Raw genomic sequence first — 18,453 nt, 5'->3', positions numbered from 1 at the left:
GATCGAATACGTGCGCGGCAAATACGGCGCCAACAACGTGGCCAACATCATCACTTTCGGCACGATCAAGGCCAAGCTGGCGATAAAAGACGTCGCGCGGGTGCTGGGCTTTCTGCCTGTTGAGGCGAACAGGCTGGCCAAACTGATACCGAACTCGCTTGACGCGACCGTCGCCGGCGCTATAGAAACCGTGCCCGAACTGGCGCAGGAAGCCGCGCGCGATCCGCGCGTGCGCCAGTTGCTTGATTTCGCCCAGAAGATCGAGGGCCTCAAGCGCCATACCGGCGTGCATGCGGCCGGGGTGGTGGTTACCCGCGAAGAGGTCACGAAATACGCGCCGCTCGCGGTGGGCGCCAAGAAAATCGTGACCACGCAGTACGAAGGCCCGGTGCTGGAAAAACTGGGCCTGCTGAAGATGGATTTTCTGGGTTTGCGCACGCTGACGGTTATTGACAAGGCGGTTGAAAAGGTCAATTCCGCTGGCGGTGTTCTCGATATCAGCAAGATCCCGCTGGATGACAGAAAAACGTACGGGCTTTTGCAGAGCGGCGAAACGACCGGCGTGTTCCAGCTGGAAAGCCGCGGCATGCGCGATCTGGTCAAATCGCTGCGGCCGACCCAGTTCAGCGACATATCCGCGCTGGTCGCGCTGTACCGGCCCGGCCCGATGCAGGCGGGCATGCTGGAAACGTTTGTCGGGCGCAAGCACGGCCGCAAGAAAATCATATACGATCATCCGCTGATGGAACCGATCCTCAAGGAAACTTACGGCACCATTATCTATCAGGAACAGGTGATGGAGATCGCCAAGTCCATGGCGGGTTTCACGCCCGGCCAGGCCGACGGGCTGCGCAAGGCGATGGGCAAAAAGAACCTTGAAGCCATGCAGAAGGACCGCGAGCGGTTTCTTGACGGCTGCAGGCAGAAGGAGGTGCCGCCCGCGCTCGCCAGGAAGATTTTCGAGCAGATGGAGCAGTTCGCCAGCTACGGTTTTAACAAGTCCCATTCGGTGGCGTATGCGCTGGTGGCGTACCAGACGGCGTACCTCAAGGCGAACTATCCGGTGGAATTCATGACGGCGGCGCTGACCAGCGAAATCGGGCATAACGCGATCGGAGCGGAAGACAAGGAAAACAAAATCGTCACCTATCTTGACGAGGCGCGCCGGATGGGCATTGCGGTGTTGGGTCCTGACGTGCAGTTTTCGCTGCATGATTTCAGCGTGGAAAAAACCGAATCAGGCGAACGCGGCATCCGGTTCGGACTGCATGCCGTCAAAAACGTGGGTGACGAAGCGGCCGGTGCGATTGTCGCGGCGCGGCGGGCCGGCGGGCGGTTCAAATCGCTGCAGGATCTGTGCATCCGGGTGGACAGCGCGAGCGCGAATAAAAAGACATTCGAATCGCTCATCAAAGCCGGCGCGATGGATTCCCTGCTTCCGGCCCAGCCCAAGGAAGACGCCCGCGCGCGGCTGCTCGTGGGGCTGGAGCGGGAGATGGGCGCGGCGTCAACGCTGCGCGAGGAAAAGGCCTCGGGCCAGGGCAGTCTGTTCGGGGCGGAGGAGCACGCCGTCTGCTCGGCGCCGCAGCCGGGTGACGCGGAAATAGAGCCGATGAGCGAGCACGAACTTCTTAATAACGAGAAGGAAGTGCTGGGGTTTTATCTGTCCGGGCATCCGCTGGTGCGGTACGAGAAACAGCTGCGGATGATCGCGCCGGGCACGATAGCGGAGCTGCGGGAGAGCGCGCCCGCCGACGGCGAAGAGCTGCCCCGGTCCGCCGCGCCGGCGGCGCGGGTTTCTGGCATTATAGTGTCGGTGGCGAAAAAACAGTCGCGCGCCAAAAAGGAGCCGTGGGCCCAGCTGGTGCTGGAGGATCTTACCGGCCGCATTACGGTGAATGTGTTTCCTAAAAATTATCCCGACTGCGCGGCCGCCATTAAAACCGACAGCGTGGTCGCCATAACCGGGCGCGTGAGCGTGCGGCCCGATTCCGACCCGCCGGAAGTGGAAATCGTGGCCGACGAGGTGGTGCCGGTCGCGCAGGCCATATCGCGTTACGGGCGGTGCCTGAAGGTTAAACTGCCGGCGGTCGCGCCTGAGGAGCGGATCAGATCGCTGGCGGGACTTTTTCACAGGCACCGCGGCGATACGCCGGTTTACATAGTGCTGGAATATTCGAAAGAGAAGAAAACGCTTGTGCAGACCGAGTTTTGCGTCGCGCTGGGCGAGAAACTGTTCGAAGAGCTTGATAAAATGGTCACCGCGCGCGGGTGGCTGGTGGAATCCGGCGCGCCGGCGTCCGCACCGGCGGCTTCGTATAACGGTCGCAGGAAAGCGCGTTAGCGCCCGGGATATTTTGCAGGCGGGAACTTTTAAAGGAGAGTTTATGAAGAAATCCGGTTTGATGTTTATCGCCGCGCTGTTTCTGGCCGGGGGGTGCGCTTATAACCGGCCGGTGGAAGAAGCGCCGGCCGCGCCGGAAGCAAGGCTTAAAGCCATGCAGACGGAAATGATGAGGCAGATTGACAGCGGCGGTGATTATACCGATCTGAAGTTCCGGTATACCGCCTACGAGGAAACTCTGCTGGCCGGCGTGGTGATGAATGACAGGAACGGCAATCTTGTTGACGCCAGTTTCCGCTATTTCGACATGATGGGTTACACTTCCAGCCAGCTGCAGGAGCTGAGCGCCGTCGAACTCGCTCCGGACGACTGGTACTCGATGAAAGGCGGGCAGGCCCGGCTCGCGCGGACGCAGGAATTTGTCACTTTCGAAAAAGATTATGAAACCCGGACCGGCAGGATTTTACCGGTCCTCATTACCGGCTGGGTGCTGCGCGGAGAGGACGGTTCGGTCATCGGCACCGGCGCGCTTGTGCGCGAACGCACCGAGATGCAGAAGCGGCTTCCGTAACCGAGCCTGTGTCATGCCGGCTTAACAGCTGGCAGAACTGCCGGACAAGCTCCGCAATATGCCGGTTGAAAACTGGAATTGTTGAGTTTAAAGAAGCGAAAGAAACTTTCGATTTTCATAAAATCTGAAAATATTTCTCCGCGCTCAGTAACGAGGCCAACCGCAAAGGCAGATCCTGTGCCCGGCTTGTTTTCGGCATTGAAAATAAACGGCACAGGATTGCCGGCAGCGGATATAGGCTTGCGCGACGAGATTCAGACAGCTTCAAAAGCGAGCTTGCGGACAAGGTTGCAGACAGGATCACATTTATTGAAGTAACCGAACTGAAAATGCCGCCGTGCCGGGTTTTAACTTGCTAATTCCGCGCCGGCTTGCCGCGCGAACTTCCATTTGGCATGATTGGAGGATATGGGAGCGGTCGGCAAGAGCGAACATAACGCATATCGGATTCATTATCAGTTCATGATGCCGGTGAAATACCGGAAAGCGGTATTTTGACGGGTTGAACGCGAGCATAGCCTCATGCCATATGCGGAGAAACTCGGAGCGCGCGCCGGGCAATTGCTTACTGATGCAGGGTTTTGGAAAAAACATGCATCACCAGAATGCCTCCGACTATCAGGGACATGCCGATAACGGCCGCGGTGTCGGGTATCTGTTTGAAAGCCACTATGCCTATTATGGAAACCAGCAGCACTCCCAGCCCCGACCAGGTCGCGTAGGTGATGCCTACCGGTATGGTTTTAAGCACCATGCTCAGAAGATAAAACGATATCGCATAGCCGACGATGACGATAACGCTTGGCGTCAGCCGGGTGAACCCTTCCGCGCTTTTAAGCGCGCTGGTGGCTATGGCTTCGCAGATGATGGCGATCACGAGGTAAATGTAGCTTAGCTGGAGCGGTTTCATGGCGGATCCTTTTGCTGGAATGATACCAGATTATAACACTTTGGCTCCGTTGCGGGGCAGATGTCTGCCGGCTGTAGAATTACACGGCGCGGCCGCGCGGTTCAGGCCGGGCGGAAACTCCGCCGCTGCGCCGGGTTGCGGGTGGAACTGACAGAAGATTTTTACGGTCGGCGCGGCGGCCTGAATCCGCGGCATCCGCCTTAAGCCGCGCGGCTGACGGCGGTTATTCCCATGCCGGTCCGCATATTATAAACTGTATCCGGATCAAAAATCCGGGACGACAACCGCGCCCGGTCTGTCTTATGAAAAAATGAAAAAAAGGAGAACCGGCAGTGACTGAATTTATCGGATATCTTGCTTCCGTGCTTATCGCCATCTCGCTTATGATGAGCAATATCTGGCGTTTGCGGTGGCTTAATCTGCTTGGCGCCGCCGCTCTCACGGTTTACGGGATTGTGCTGCGCGCCTGGCCGGTGGCGGCGGTGAATCTGTTTATCGTGTTTGTGGACGCGTATTACCTGTGGGCGCTTAAATCGCGCAAGGATTTCTTCAGCATGCTCAACGTGCCCGCCGACGACAAGGTGTTTCTCGCCAAGTTTCTTGAAATTTACGGCGAGGATATCGAAAAATTCTTCCCCGGTTTTTCGCTGGCGGAACTGGCCGCTCCGACCTGCGTTTTCATTCTGCGCAATCTTACGCCGGTCGGCCTGTTCATTTACGACGACGAAGGCGACGGAACCGCCCGGATCCGGCTGGATTATGCCATAGCGGCCTATCGTGACCTGTCGAACGCGCGGTTTCTGTTCCATACCGGGTACCGGGATTTCATACGGTCCGGCATCAGGGAGTTTGTGTTCCGCAATCCCTCGCCGCTGCATTGCGGGTATATGCGGCGGATGGGATTTACTCCGTCAGTTTCCGATCCCGCGGTTTATGTGATGCCGCTTGCGGCCGGCCGGGATTTCAGCGCGCACGGCAAATAGAATAGGGCGAACCCTTTCGATTTATGCGATAATATCATATGACAGAAAATAAAAAAACTCCCGGAACAGGCTTTTACGGGCTAGGCATCGCGCCTGCCCTGCTGGAAGCGCTGGACCGGATGAAATTCAAGGTTCCTACTCCCATTCAGGCACAGGCGATACCCGTCGCGTGCACGGGCAAGGACCTCGCCGGCATCGCCCAGACGGGCACCGGCAAAACCATAGCCTTCGCCATTCCCATGATCCAGCGGCTGGCCGGCCAGAACAAAAAAGGGCTGGTGCTGCTGCCCACCCGCGAACTGGCCCTGCAGGTCAACTCGGTTTTTCAGCGGTTCGCGCCGCTGATGAAGATGAAAACCGCCGTGCTGATCGGCGGCGAGTCAATGGTGAAGCAGAAGAACGAATTAAAGCTCAAGCCGCGTATTCTTATCGCGACGCCGGGCCGGCTGATTGACCATCTGGGCCAGAAAACCGTCAAACTTAATGACGTGGCCATTCTGGTGCTTGATGAAGCGGACCGGATGCTGGATATGGGATTTGCGCCGCAGATCGAGCGGATTCTGGAGTCTGTCCCGGTCGAACGGCAGACCATGCTTTTTTCCGCGACGATGCCGAAAGAGATAATGGACATCGCGTCCAACTACATGCAGCTGCCTATCACCGTGGAAGTGGCGCGTTCCGGCACCATGGCGGAAAACGTCGTGCAGGAAGTGTTTGTCGTGCAGAAGGAGCGCAAGGGTGCGCTGCTTGGAAAACTGCTTGATAAATACACCGGCAGCGTGCTGATTTTCACGCGCACCAAGCACGGCGCGAAAAAGGTGAAGACCGTGCTGCGCGAGATGGGCCATTCCGCGGCGGAAATTCATTCAAACCGTACGCTGGCCCAGCGGCGGCAGGCGCTGGAAGGCTTTAAAAACGGCCAGTACCGGGTGCTGGTGGCTACTGATATAGCGTCGCGCGGCATTGACGTGACCGGCATCGAGCTGGTGATCAATTACGATCTGCCGGATGAAGAAGACAATTATGTGCACCGCATCGGCCGCACCGGCCGGGCGGGAAGGGCGGGCCGTGCGATTTCGTTCGCCACGCCAGATCAGGGCCCGGAAATAAACCGGATCGAGAAAATCATCCGCGTCGCGATCCCGATATCCACCCATCCTGATTTCCCGGCCGAGCGGCTTATCCCTCCCGTGCCCGTAAAGGTCAGCTGGAAGGGAATGCGGGTGTTCGGCAAAAAACGGCGCGGCCGCATACGCTAGATCAGCCTGCCGGCGCGCGCGGCGCAAGCCGCGCGCGCCGGCAGAACAGATTGGCGGAAGCAGGCCGGCGTAAATAACCGGCCGAGGCTACGCCAGTCGGATGTTAAGACATGAAAAGACACTTGATTGAATTTTTTTCCACCAGGTTCGGCGCGTTCGCGCTTGCGTGTGTTGCGCTGGTTCTGATTACCGCGCTCTGGGTGAACCTGTTCCATAAAAATCCCGTGCCCGAAACTGCCCGGGAACTGTATAATCCTGCAAAGCTGCTTCGCGACACTCCGTTTATGTATTATAACGCGGGCAAGAGCTACATGCGCATGCATAAATACCGGCTGGCGGCGGATTCGTTCGCTGCGGCGGCGGAAATGGCCATGTACCTGCCGGATGCTTATGACGGGCAGGCGCGCGCGCTTTATATGCGGTGCGATTTGCAGGAGTATGTGCGGGTCATGAAGCAGCTGGATACGCTTTCAAAATTCGATCCGCAGGTTGCGCAGAATACGGCGAAACTTAAAAAAGAAGTCAAAAAACTTTCTGCGCGGTGTCTTAACCGTTAAAAGCATTATCCGCGTAACAGCTTAAACTGTTTTCCGGCTGGCGGCCGGGCGGAATTGTGTGCCGCCGAACCTGAAAAAAATGAATTCTAAAGCGCGTGCGGAGGTTGGCCCGCAACACGGGCGCGGCGCGGTTTTGCGCCAGGAATTCTTCCGCGTCCGAGCGGGACTGCCGGCAAACACATTTGTCCGCGCGGGCAAAGCATCTTATTCCAAATTTTATGAATCTTGCCCGGCTCGCGCCGGAGGTTTCATTTGGTGCAAACCGTCGTTTGTCCGGCCAGCGGGTCCGCATACTCCATTGCCCTGCGCGCGCACCGGAGTTTTCGCGAGCGGAATTTATAAAGCCGGCCCCTCCCGCAAACGCGCGAGGGGCCGGGCTTATGACGGTTGAGAAAAAGCCGGTTCAGTAATACGGTTCCGTGACTTCCTTGCCGCGCTCGGCGCGCTTGCGCAGGTGGCTGACAAGCACTTTCTTGCGGATGCGGACCGATTTGGGCGTAATTTCCACCAGTTCGTCCGGCGCGATGTATTCAATCGCCTGCTCCAGCGTCATGTCCCGCGGCTGCTCAAGCGTGAGCGCTTCGTCGGTGGCTTTGCTGCGCATGTTGGTCAGTTTCTTTTCTTTGCAGGGATTGACGATCAGGTCGTTATTGCGGGCGTTCTGGCCCACCACCATGCCTTCGTAAACCTTGACGCCGGGCCCGAGAAACATTTCTCCGCCGTCCTGCAGGCTGAACAGCGCATAGCCGGTCGTCGTGCCGGCTTCCTTGGCTACAAATACGCCGTTGGTGCGCAGGCGGCGCACGTCGGTTTTCGGCAGGTAGCCGTGGAAACTGTGATGCATGATGCCCTTGCCGCGCGTGCGGGTGAGAAAATCCGATTTAAAACCGATCAGCGCACGGGTCGGCACTATATATTCCAGGCGCACCCGGTCAGTGCCTTCGTTGACCATGTTTTCCAGTTTTGCGCCGCGCGTGCCCAGCAGTTCTATAACCACGCCCTGATGCGCGGTTTCGATGTCGAGCACCAGAAATTCCATCGGCTCTTTTATAACGCCGTTTTCCTCGCGGTAAATCACCTCCGGCGAGGAAACGGCCAGTTCAAATCCTTCGCGGCGCATGGTTTCGATGAGAATGGTAAGATGCAGCTCGCCGCGCCCGGACACCTTGAATTTGCCTTCGCCCTCCATCTCCTCCACTTTCAGTCCGACATTGGTGCGCGCTTCCTTTTCAAGGCGCGTTTTCAGGTGGCGGCTGGTCACGAATTTGCCCTCCAGCCCGGCGAACGGGCTGTCGTTTACCTGAAATTCCATTGACATGGTGGGTTCGTCAATGGAAAGCTGCAGAAACGGCTGCGGATTTTCCGCGAGGCACAGCGTATCGCCGATATCCACGCCGGAAAGGCCGGCTACTGCGGCGATATCGCCCGCTGTCGCGGTGTCAACCTCGCGGCGGCTCAGCCCGAAAAACCGTTCTATTTTAACCGCTTTGCAGGGGATCTGCTTTCCGTCCGGCTTGACGAGCAGGAGGTTCTGTCCTTTGTTGAGCGAGCCGGCGAAAATGCGGCCTATGCCGATCTGGCCTACGAAATTGTTGTAATCGAGCATTGTGACCTGCATCTGCAGCGGCCGGTCCAGATGAGCCAGCGGGGCCGGCACATGCGAGAGTATCACGTCGAACAGCGGCGTGATGTCCCTGCCCGATGTTTCCGGCGTGAGCGATGCCCAGCCATGCTTGCCGGACGCGTAGAGTATGGGGAATTCCAGCTGCGCGTCGGTCGCGCCCAGATCAATGAACAGGCTGTACACCGCGTCAAGCGCGGCGGCGGGGTTGATGTTGGGCCGGTCCATTTTATTTATCACGACGATCGGCACCAGCCCGAGCGAAAGCGCTTTGCGCAGCACAAACCGGGTTTGCGGCATGGGTCCGTCTACGGCGTCCACCATCAGGATCGCGCTGTCAACCATCTGCAAAATGCGTTCCACTTCGCTGCCGAAATCGGCGTGGCCCGGAGTGTCCACTATATTGATGACATGGTTTTTGTAGGGCACCGAAGTGCATTTCGCCAGAATGGTTATGCCGCGCTCGCGCTCCAGGGGATTGGAATCCAGCACGGCTTCCTGCTCGTCTTCGGGTTTTACGTTGAATTCGCCGGTGAGCTTGAGCATGGCGTCAACCAGCGTGGTTTTGCCGTGGTCCACATGGGCGATGATGGCGATGTTTCTTACGTCGGTGCGTCGGGGTTCCATAGTTTTCCTGATGCCGTACGAAACGCGGAACTGTCCGCGCGGTATTGCGGCAAATACCTGTAAAACGGCTGCGCGGGTCGCGCGCGGTACCGGCGCTGGCCGGAGGTCTTATGTTAAGCGGCCAGTGCGGGCCGGAAATAACACCGTTGCCATATTATATTATTTTAGGAACGCGGCCCACAATGACGGGGCGTTTGGGGGAGGCGTATTATTCCGAAGTTTCAAAACCGTTCGGTGAGGTTGGCGAGCGCGAGCGAGGCGGAGTCGCGCACCTGCTGGTCAGTGTCGTTCTGCGCGGCGATAAGCGCGGGTTCCGCATCCATATCGCCCATATTGCCGAGCGCCGCGGCCGCTTCCGAGCGCACGCGGGCGGAATTGTCCGACCCGAGTGCCTGAACCAGCGCGGCCTGCGCGCCCTGCGTTTCGGAACGGCTCAGCGCGCGGGCGCAGGCCGTCCGCACAAGATAGGACGGATCGTTAAACAAAGCAAAAGCAAGCGCGCCGGCGGCGGTGGTGGCCAGTTCTCCGGGCGGGCCGGCCACTTCCACGAGGATGCCGGGGTCGCCCCAGTCGTCCGTGCCGGTGTAGACCACCGGATACTGTTTTGCCGCGCAGCAGCTTTCAAGCGCGGCGGCGGCCTCGGCTCGCACGTCCTGGCGCGGATCGAACACCAGCGCGCGCACCAGCGCGCGTTCGGCGCGCCCGTCCTGATACTGAGCCAGTCCTTGCGCCGCCGCAAGCCGGACGGAGCCGGCCTTGTCCTGCCGCAGCGCCGTGGAAAGCGGTTCGGCGGCGCTGTCGCCGCCTATTGAAGCGATCGCGTTCACCGCCGCGTCGCGCACCGGTTCGGAACCAGAACCCAGCAGCGCTGACAGCGGTTCCATCGCGGCGGCTCCGCCGCACGCGCCCAGCTGCCTGGCGGCGGATATTTTCATGCCATCATCAGCGGCTTCCAGCATCGGTATGCGGGAAATCCCGCATTTCTTCCGCGCCGATGAAGCGCAGCCGGCCAAAGCAGCTATTAAAAGGAGAAAAAGGAATTTTTTCATTGTCACCAGAATATAAAATATCTCTGCCATGCTACAATATGAATATGAAAACAGGCGATATGGTTCATGCGGCGGAACTGCTGGACAAGGCCTCCCATATCGGCGTGCTGACCGGCGCGGGAATAAGTGCGGAATCGGGGCTTGCCACGTTCCGCGACAGCGACGGGTTGTGGAATAACCATCCGGTGGAAGAGGTGGCTACTCCGGAGGGATTTTTCGCGGCTCCGCAAAAGGTATGGCGTTTTTATAATGAACTGCGCGCGGAAGCGAAAACTGCCCGGCCCAATCCGGCGCACGCCGCGCTTTCCGCGGCGCATGATAACGGACGCAGGGTCAGCGTCATAACCCAAAACGTTGACGGCCTGCACCAGCGCGCGGGGTCACCGGAGGTGATCGAGCTGCACGGCACGTTGTGGGCGGCGCGCTGCACACGGTGCGCGCAGCGGGTGGAGGATCTGGCGGCTGGCTATACCGACTGTCCGGTCTGCGCGGCCTGCGGCGCGCTGCTCCGGCCCGACATCGTCTGGTTTGGCGAGCCTCTGCCGCAGGACGCCTTGGCGCGGGCCGAACTGGCCGTGCGGGACTGCCAGGCGTTCATCATGGTCGGTACCTCCGCCCAGGTGTATCCGGCGGCCGGGTTTGCCGTCATGGCGATCCGGCGCGCGATCCCCGTGATAGAGGTTAATATGGAAAAGACTCCTCTGAGTTCATTGGCGACCGTTTCGATACTGGGCAAGGCGGGCACGATACTGCCGCAGCTTCTCAAAATCCATAGCTGAAAAGCCTGACGCAGTGCGCGCTGTTGCCGTGGCCGCGTTCGGTGTCAGAAGCAAGGTTGAAATAAACGCGGGCGGATCCTGTTGTCTGTTCATGCAGTGATTTCCCGGGATAGGCCCTTGGGGCAGAAAACAAAGGGCTGCATGGGCCCTTGACCGCGTGCCGGCAGGCTGATATAATTTGATATAAGAAACATATCCTTTAGGAGGTTTACATACCATGTCCAAGCCCGAAATCATTGAATCTTTCGATTCCTGCTGCGGCTGTGCCGATTGCAATACCGTAGCCAGCACCACCGTTACCATGTACTGCATCTAAGTATCCGTTTGAGTTTTCCAGGGGGCGGCGCTGCATAGCCGCCCCTTTTTTTATTCTGGAGCCATGTTGACACCTGTTGCCCATTCGGTTAGAATTGGTTGACTGTACTGGAGAGCGGTTATGAACAAGATCCCGATATTATGCATGTTGTGTTGTATGGCGGTTCCTGCCGGCGCGCAGGATAGCCGGCGCGCGCTTTCCCAGTTGAATTCGGCTTCGGGCCATGCGGCTGTCGCAGAACCTTATGCCGCATCCGTTTCAAGCAGTTCCAGATTCATCAGACAGCCGGACGATTCAACCCTCCCCGATCATTATAATGGCGGCAATCTTGAGCCGCCCGCGAAACCGCAATTCGATGCAGGCAGCGCCATAATGCTTCAGGGCTTTCACTGGTACGCCGACAGCTACTGGTATCATCCGGCCGGAGGCTGGTGGGGGGAACTGGCCGGCCGCGCCGAGGAAATAGGACGGATGGGGTTTGACCTGATCTGGTTTCCGCCTGCCGCGGTGGGCAGCTATTATCCGTCCGAGTGGTATAATCTCAACGGGCAATGGGGCGAACGCGAGCGGCTGGAGCAGGCCATACAGGCGATGCATTCCAGCGGAGTGAAGGTGCTGGGCGATATAGTTTTTAACCACCGCAACGGGAAAACAGGCTGGGCGGATTTCAGGAATCCCGATTGGCCGACCACCGTCATCGTCAAGGACGACGAATGGCAGGGCGGGCCCAAAAGCGAAAACTACGACCAGGGCCAGGGCGACGGCGGCTGCCGCGATATTGACCATACCAAAGCCATTGTGCAGCAGGACGCGGTGAAATATCTTGTCTGGCTGCGCCGGCTCGGGTATGACGGCTGGCGCTACGATATGGTGAAAGGGTTTCCCGGCCATTATGTGGGGCAGTATAACGCGGCGTCAAACCCTGCGTTTTCCGTTGGCGAGTTTTATGACACGAACCGGCAGGCTCTGGCCAACTGGGCCGATTCAACTGATTCGTCCGCCGGCAAAGCCGCCGCTTCATCCGTTTTCGATTTTACGACCCGCTACAACATAGTCAATGCCGCCGAAAGCGGACAATTCGACGTGCTTAACGACGGGGGCAGGCCTTCCGGGTTCGTCGGCTGGTGGCCGGCGAAGGCGGTTACGTTCGTGGAAAATCACGACACGTCGCCCCGCGATCCGAATTTCATAGCCAACGCGCCGGAAAGCTATAAAACACAGCGGATGATGGGCTACGCCTACATTCTTACCCATCCGGGCGTGCCGTGCGTGTTCTGGCCGCATCTGTTCGACTGGGGCGAGAGCTGCAAAAACAAGATTCTGAAGCTGGTCGGCATCCGCAAAGAGGCCGGCATTACCGCTACCAGCCCCGTTGAAATAATAAAGGCGGAAAAAAATCTCTACGCGGCTGTTATAACCGGGCGGAAGCGGAAAATCGCGCTGAAACTCGGTTCGTCGTGGGACTGGTCGCCCGGCCCCGGCTGGACTGCCGTGGAAAGCGGCGAGAATTACGCTATCTGGGCCAGATGACGGAGTTTTTGCGACGCGGATCCGCCGGGAGTATTGTTTCCGGCGGATCTGTTTTTGTGCGCGGAGCGGTTTTGGACGATGACTGAATTTCAAAAAGAGCCGGCAGCTTGCGGTGCCGCGCAAGGGTTCGTATTTGCGGGTGCGAAAAGCGTTTTCGCGCTGCTGTTTCTTATCAATCTGTTCAATTACATAGACCGGCAGGTGCTGTACGCGGTTTTCCCGCTGATCAAATCGGATCTTGGCATTTCAGACGCGGCGCTGGGGCTGCTGGCGTCGGCGTTCATGCTGGTTTATCTGGCGGCTTCTCCGGGAATCGGGTATCTGGCGGACCGCGGGCCCCGGCAGAAGCTGATTGCCGCCAGCGCGCTGCTGTGGAGTTTTGCCACGATGGCGGGTGCTGCGGTCAGGAATTACGGACACCTGCTGTTCGCGCGTTCGTTCATAGGGATCGGCGAGGCGGGGTTTACGGCGATTTCCCCGTCGTTCGTGGCGGAATATTTTCCCGCCGCTCGCCGCGCGCGGGTGCTGGCGCTGTTTACCATGGCGCTGCCCATGGGCAGCGCGCTAGGTTATCTGCTCGGCGGGAAACTGGGGCAGGCGTTTGGCTGGCGCGCGGCGTTTATGATGGTTGGCGTGCCGGGTATTATTCTGGGTGTGCTGGCGTTTGCTTTGCGCGATCCTCGCCGTCAGGCCGGGCGCGCAGCGCAAGCCGGCCCGGACTGGCGGCAGTACCTTGAGTTTTTCAGGAACAGGCCTTTCATGTATGCGTGCCTGTCGCTTGCCATGTCCACTTTCACGCTGGGCGGGTTTGCCGCGTGGGCGCCCACTTTTTTTACCCGTTATTACGGCATGAGCGTAGGAAAAGCGGGGCTGGTGTTCGGCATAATGACAGTGCTGGCCGGCAGCGCCGGCACGCTGCTCGGCGGCTGGGCCGCCGACTGGCTGCATGAAAAAACGGACAGGGCATACTTCATTATTACCGCCGCCGCGCTGCTGCTGTCGCTGCCGTTTCTGATAACCGGCCTGGCCGCTGACAGTCTGCCGGTGGCTTTAACCGCGCTGGTCATAGCCGAAATTCTGGTGTTTGTGAATATCGCGCCGATGAACGCGGCCGTGGTGGCCTGCACGGATTTATCGGTTCGGTCCATGGCTTTTGCGCTGAACGTGTTTATAATTCATATTCTTGGCGACGCTGTTTCACCCACGATAATCGGAATACTGTCCGACCGGTTCGGCCTGCGTTGTGCCATGCTGGCCTGTTGCGTAATGCTGGTCGCGGGGAGCTGGTTCGCCGTGAAAGGCGCGCGGTCGGTTGAATCGGACGGCGGAGCATAGCGCCGCGCAGATCCTGCGGATTGCGAATCCGGTTGTGAAAAACTCCGCCGGCTTGCGCCGACGGAGTTTTTCACAACCGGATGATTTTATTGTTTGCCCGGCGCGGCGAACAGCACGGCAGCCCGCGTTTCAGGATCGGGCTGGCGCGGCCGGGCCGCGCCAGGCTAAAGATCCTCGTCGCCGGGCTGAAATTTCCACAGGCCCGTTTTCGCCGCCACATCGTACATCAGGATCGAGGCGGCCGCGGCGGCGTTGAGGCTGTCAAGCCCGCCGGTCTGGGGGACGCTCACGATTTCGTCGCAATGTTCGCCGGTTTTGAGCCGGATGCCGTGGCTCTCCGAGCCGATGACCAGCATCGCCGGCAGTTTGTATTTAACTTCCGGCGCGGGTTTGCCCGACATGTCGGCCCCGTAAATCCAGAACCCTTCGTCTTTCAGGCGCAGAATGGCCTGGTTGAGATTTCCGCCCGCCACGATGTTGATGCGTTCCGCCGCGCCCGCGCTCACGCGCTGGACGGTGGGGGTTACGCTTACCGAACGATGGCCCGGCACGACCACGGTGCTTACGCCCAGGCAGGCCGCCGAGCGGATGATCGCGCCGAGGTTCTGCGGATCGCTTATCTCGTCCACGCCCAGCCAGAAAGCCTGCTTGTTGCCCGCGTCCAGCGCGATCGCTTCGGATAAAGACAGAATTTTAAGCGGCTCGGCTTTCGCCGCCACGCCCTGATGGTTTTTGCCGCGCGCCATTTTTTCCACGTCATGCCTGTCGCACCGGATGATTTTCGCGCCTTTCTTTTTCGCCATCTTGAGGATGCGGTTGATATCGGGGCCCTGCCGTCCGTCCGCTACATAGACCGCCGTGACATTGCGCCGTTTCGAGCGCAGCGCTTCCGTTACCGGGTGTATGCCGTACAGTGTTTCAGCTGTGTCTGCCATTTTGTGCCTACCTGTAATCTGAATTTCCGAAACTTACTCCGGTTCCCAGCGCGACCTGCAATTCCTCGCAGTCGGCGGAAACGCGGCGCAGCTGCCGCACCGCGTCCTTTGTCGGTACGGCGACGATATCCATGCCCTTAAGCGCGGTCATGTAGCCGGTTTTGCCTTCACTGATGAGTTTGACCGCATGATAGCCGAACCGGGTCGCCAGCCAGCGGTCGAACGCAGTGGGCGTGCCGCCGCGCTGGAGATGGCCGAGCACGACCACGCGGGTGGAGATGCCGCAGCGTTTTTCAATCTGGCCGGCTATTTTATAGCCGATTCCGCCCAGCCGCAGCGGATCCGGCGAGCCCTTGACCGTTTTGTAAACCGACATTTCTCCGCCCGCCGGCGCCGCGCCTTCGGCGGCCACGATAATGCTGAAATTTCTGCCGTTGCTTACGCGGCGCCGGATGGCGCGGCAGATTTCCTCGTCGCTGTAGGGTATTTCCGGCAGCAGGATCACGTCGCCTCCGCCCGCTATCGCGCTGCGCAGCGCGATCCAGCCGGCGTAGCGGCCCATTGTTTCCAGAATCATTACCCGGTGGTGCGATTCGGCGGTGGTGTGCAGCTTGTCAACCGCGTCGGTGGCTACGGCGAGCGCGGAATCGAACCCGAAGGTAACGTCCGTGGCGGCGAGATCGTTGTCAATTGTTTTGGGCACGCCCACCACCGGCAGGCCCATCTCGATGAGTTTTAGCCCGATCGAAAGGGTGCCGTCCCCGCCGATCGCGATCAAGGCGTCCAGTTTATGCCGTGCGACCGTTTCGGCCGTGCGGCCGGACATGTCCGCCGGTTTGTCGGGCGAGCCGAGCGGCGCGAGCGTGTAGGCAAAGGGATTTGCGGTATTGCTTGTGCCCAGTATGGTGCCGCCGCGGGTGAGAATTCCGGAAACGCTGTCCGGGCCGAGCTCGGTAAACCGGTCCTCCACCAGGCCGGCGTAGCCGTCTTTAAAGCCGATCACTTTCCAGCCCCATTTAAGCGCGGTTTTGGTGGCGGCGCGCACGACTGCGTTAAGGCCGGGGCAGTCGCCCCCGCCGGTAAGTATGCCTATGGTTTTTTTATCGGACATAGCTGGCCTCCTGCAAACTGCATACCGTTATAGAATAGCAAATAAGAAGGAAGCTTTCGTGCAGTTTTGTCAGTCTGTGCGGCAAGCATGACGGGATTTTTCTGTTTTGCCCGAGTATTAGCCGGAGGCGGCGGCTTGCGGGGCGCGTGATGCGGCGCCGGCTATGTTTGCCGGGATTATTGCTGCAGGGAATGCCGTGGGCCGGGCTATATCGAAACCGGCCGGGGAGATTGTCAGGCGTGTGCGGGCTGTGGCCGTGTGCCGCATCAGTCCGCGAAACGGTATTTAAAGGCCCGGCTGAAAAAATACGCCGGGCCTTCTTGTTGAATTATTGGCCGGCCTGCTGGTCTGCCGGTATGTCCGCCATGAGGTACTTGATCAACCGGCTCCAGCCGGTGTATTTATCGAACATCAGCTGTTCGAATTCGCCGTCATAATTTTTCAGCGGCAGATACGCGGAGATTCCATGCGCTTTTCCCACATGCAGTCCGACGGTGCTGTTTTTTATTACGGCGGAACTTATTGAATCCATCACCCTTTGCGCGGCGGTTTTCAATCGCGGGTCGGTGGTGTCGGCGGCGAGCTTCACGAAATCGTACAGGTCGCATTCCGAGGGGTTTCTGAAGGCATTGACCATCCTGTACGCGTTTTGCAGAGCGGCTTTGTCCGGCGAAACCAGCGCAACCGGCACGAAATCTTTAATGGCCTTGGCAAGCGGCGGAATGCGGGACGTGTCAATAACGGAAGCAGTGATATCCTGATCATTGCGGTCCCTGAAATCATCCGTATAAGAGTCAATGAACAGGATGGCGGCTTGCCGGGCGGAGATGCCGGGGAGCGCATGGAAAGCCTTCAGAAATATTTCAAAATCCATCGGCCCCCAGAAAATTTCTTCCGAGCCGGCTATATAATCCGCATATTTGCTTATTTCGGCGGTTACGCCGATATCCGCCATAAGACAGGAGTTGTAGGCCAGCACATCAACTCCGCCCATCGCTTTAAGCGCTGCGCGCAGTTCAATCGTGGTTATATGGTTGCCGGTCTGGTCGTCAAGCAGAACCGCCCGGCCCAGAGCTTCGCCGTCGCGCGGCGCGGTGCCCTGAACCTGTTTGCCGTAGTCGCTTGACTGCCAGCCGGTGCCGTGGCCCCAGATGATCAGCATGTAATTGTCCGCCGGGAAATTCTTTTTGGCGTAACCGGCGAACCGGACAAGCTCTTTCCAGTCGCCCATATCCACATTGTCGCGCGACGCGAGCGTTACCGTTTTCCCGCCGGACACCGGATACAACAGTTCTACCGGAGCGTAATCAATGATTTCGCGTTTTTCATTTGTGTTCGCGGCGCCAATCTCCACCACTATGTTCGTGGCGCCATCGGATCCGGCCTGTTCGATCTGGTCGAAATTATACCACCCGATTCCGCCCAGATTATTCTTGCCGTTGATGTAAATCATCACGGTCCATTTCTTTTTTTGAAGCGGCAATATCAGCCTGTCCGGTCTGGCCGCCGGAGCGGCTGTAATTTCAGGTATGACGCCGGTTTTACCGGACGGGAGGGCTTGCGCCAGCGCCGATCCCGGCGCAAAATTTGCCAGCAGCAGAGCGAAAAGCAGATTTTTCATAATAGTCACCATGTAGCCGGATCATTCGTATTTATACACATATTATATCCTTTTATGATATTAGTATGCAGGTTCAAAAGCAAGGGACGAAAGGCCTATTTGATATTCATGCGCCGGCAAAAATCGGTTTGCCGGTTCGTTCCGGCGGGGGCGCGTTACGGAAAAAGGCCGGGTCTTCCGTCTGGAAAATGCGTAGAAACCGCTTGCCAAAAAAAATAAGATTTACTACACTGGCTGTAGTTGCAGTATCTTTAGGAGGGTACTACTATGGCAGAAAAAGTTCTTAAAGCTGGTGTCGAACGCGAAAAAGACTTCCTCTATTATATTGACAAAGACGGCGATGTCTCCCGGGTCAAAATGGCCAGAGGCGGCAAGAAAAGCGGTCGGCCGGCGAAAGTTGTGAAGTGCAAAATCAAAAAAGAAAAAGGCTATCTCTACTATCTCGACAAGAAAGGCGATATTTCCCGCGCCAGAATGATAAACGCCTGATTCACCGCGCTTAAGCTGGGGACGCCGGCCGATTTTTCGGCCGGCGTTTTTTATAAGTTCCGCGCACAAAAACCCGGCACCGGCCGGCATGACACAATGATTGCCGTCCGGGCATGCGCGGCGGAATGAAGCGCGCGCCGCTGCGTTGGCGGAGTGACCGGAACTTGAGGGAAACGCCCGGCATGCCGGTCAGACGGCAGTCCAATGGCACAACCGCAGGGCTGGTCATTCGCGGCTGTGCGGGCATTGGTCCGGAGATTTTTTGTAGAATCAAGCCATGGCAGATAAAATTCTTGAAGGAAAATCGCTTGCCCGCGCTATGCGGGAGGAAATGAAAAGCCGGGTCGCCGGGGTAACGGGCGGCCGCGGCCGCCCGCCGCATTTGTGGGCGGTGAACGCCGAGGAGGATTACGCCT

At 58.5% G+C, this 18,453-nt stretch carries 15 protein-coding genes; 9 read left to right on the top strand and 6 right to left on the bottom strand.

Going from position 1 to position 18,453, the window contains the following annotated elements; genetic code table 11:
* The coding region (dnaE, locus tag PHW69_06225) for a DNA polymerase III subunit alpha (protein MDD4004785.1) at positions 1 to 2,344 on the top strand (2,344 nt) is incomplete at its 5' end.
* A 43-nt stretch (positions 2,345 to 2,387) separates the two neighbouring features.
* Positions 2,388 to 2,915: a PAS domain S-box protein gene (locus PHW69_06220; GenBank protein ID MDD4004784.1), complete on the top strand. Its 528-nt coding sequence runs from the start codon at positions 2,388 to 2,390 to the stop codon at positions 2,913 to 2,915.
* Positions 2,916 to 3,480: 565 nt separating this feature from the next.
* Here the strand turns inward: PHW69_06220 and PHW69_06215 are convergent.
* A complete protein-coding gene (locus PHW69_06215) occupies positions 3,481 to 3,825 on the bottom strand; it encodes a multidrug efflux SMR transporter (GenBank protein MDD4004783.1) in 345 nt (114 codons plus the stop codon).
* A gap of 332 nt (positions 3,826 to 4,157) precedes the next feature.
* On the opposite strand from PHW69_06215, the gene PHW69_06210 reads away from it, so the two are divergent.
* The 3 genes from PHW69_06210 to PHW69_06200 all read left to right on the top strand — a co-directional run bounded on the left by PHW69_06210 (position 4,158) and on the right by PHW69_06200 (position 6,624).
* Positions 4,158 to 4,808 carry a hypothetical protein gene (locus tag PHW69_06210; protein ID MDD4004782.1) on the top strand — a complete coding sequence of 217 codons (651 nt, stop codon included), beginning with the start codon at positions 4,158 to 4,160 and terminating at the stop codon, positions 4,806 to 4,808.
* A 38-nt stretch (positions 4,809 to 4,846) separates the two neighbouring features.
* Positions 4,847 to 6,067 (top strand): DEAD/DEAH box helicase, encoded by a 1,221-nt coding sequence (locus tag PHW69_06205; protein MDD4004781.1) that lies wholly within the window; start codon positions 4,847 to 4,849, stop codon positions 6,065 to 6,067.
* A gap of 110 nt (positions 6,068 to 6,177) precedes the next feature.
* A complete protein-coding gene (locus PHW69_06200) occupies positions 6,178 to 6,624 on the top strand; it encodes a hypothetical protein (protein MDD4004780.1) in 447 nt (148 codons plus the stop codon).
* Between the two features lie 403 nt (positions 6,625 to 7,027).
* Here PHW69_06200 and typA read toward each other — a convergent pair whose 3' ends face one another.
* Together typA and PHW69_06190 are read right to left on the bottom strand one after the other, a co-directional pair.
* Complete coding sequence (typA, locus tag PHW69_06195) at positions 7,028 to 8,872, bottom strand: translational GTPase TypA (GenBank protein MDD4004779.1); 1,845 nt, start codon at positions 8,870 to 8,872, stop codon at positions 7,028 to 7,030.
* A 221-nt stretch (positions 8,873 to 9,093) separates the two neighbouring features.
* Complete coding sequence (locus PHW69_06190; GenBank protein ID MDD4004778.1) at positions 9,094 to 9,951, bottom strand: HEAT repeat domain-containing protein; 858 nt, start codon at positions 9,949 to 9,951, stop codon at positions 9,094 to 9,096.
* Between the two features lie 8 nt (positions 9,952 to 9,959).
* Here PHW69_06190 and PHW69_06185 point away from each other — a divergent pair, with 8 nt between their 5' ends.
* From PHW69_06185 to PHW69_06175, 3 genes are all read left to right on the top strand, one after another.
* Positions 9,960 to 10,700 (top strand): NAD-dependent deacylase, encoded by a 741-nt coding sequence (locus PHW69_06185; protein MDD4004777.1) that lies wholly within the window; start codon positions 9,960 to 9,962, stop codon positions 10,698 to 10,700.
* A gap of 436 nt (positions 10,701 to 11,136) precedes the next feature.
* Positions 11,137 to 12,546 carry an alpha-amylase C-terminal beta-sheet domain-containing protein gene (locus PHW69_06180; protein MDD4004776.1) on the top strand — a complete coding sequence of 470 codons (1,410 nt, stop codon included), beginning with the start codon at positions 11,137 to 11,139 and terminating at the stop codon, positions 12,544 to 12,546.
* A 78-nt stretch (positions 12,547 to 12,624) separates the two neighbouring features.
* Positions 12,625 to 13,881 (top strand): MFS transporter, encoded by a 1,257-nt coding sequence (locus PHW69_06175; GenBank protein ID MDD4004775.1) that lies wholly within the window; start codon positions 12,625 to 12,627, stop codon positions 13,879 to 13,881.
* Between the two features lie 164 nt (positions 13,882 to 14,045).
* Here PHW69_06175 and rlmB read toward each other — a convergent pair whose 3' ends face one another.
* The 3 genes from rlmB to PHW69_06160 all read right to left on the bottom strand — a co-directional run bounded on the left by rlmB (position 14,046) and on the right by PHW69_06160 (position 17,548).
* Positions 14,046 to 14,816: a 23S rRNA (guanosine(2251)-2'-O)-methyltransferase RlmB gene (rlmB, locus tag PHW69_06170; GenBank protein MDD4004774.1), complete on the bottom strand. Its 771-nt coding sequence runs from the start codon at positions 14,814 to 14,816 to the stop codon at positions 14,046 to 14,048.
* A gap of 7 nt (positions 14,817 to 14,823) precedes the next feature.
* The gene (locus PHW69_06165; protein ID MDD4004773.1) at positions 14,824 to 15,927 is read right to left on the bottom strand and encodes an ATP-dependent 6-phosphofructokinase; all 1,104 of its coding nucleotides are present in this window, start codon (positions 15,925 to 15,927) and stop codon (positions 14,824 to 14,826) included.
* Positions 15,928 to 16,255: 328 nt separating this feature from the next.
* Entirely contained in the window at positions 16,256 to 17,548 is a 1,293-nt protein-coding gene (locus PHW69_06160) for a clostripain-related cysteine peptidase (protein ID MDD4004772.1), read from the bottom strand.
* A gap of 267 nt (positions 17,549 to 17,815) precedes the next feature.
* Between PHW69_06160 and PHW69_06155 the strand changes: the two genes are divergently transcribed.
* Positions 17,816 to 18,037, top strand: a complete 222-nt coding sequence (locus tag PHW69_06155) for a hypothetical protein (GenBank protein ID MDD4004771.1) — start codon at positions 17,816 to 17,818, stop codon at positions 18,035 to 18,037.
* Positions 18,038 to 18,453 lie beyond the last annotated feature (416 nt).

The sequence above is a fragment of the Elusimicrobiaceae bacterium genome (assembly GCA_028700325.1).
Classification (GTDB): Bacteria; Elusimicrobiota; Elusimicrobia; order Elusimicrobiales; family Elusimicrobiaceae; genus JAQVSV01.
The sequence above is the reverse complement of the archived record's forward strand: the minus strand, read 5'-3'. Positions and strand labels throughout refer to the sequence as shown.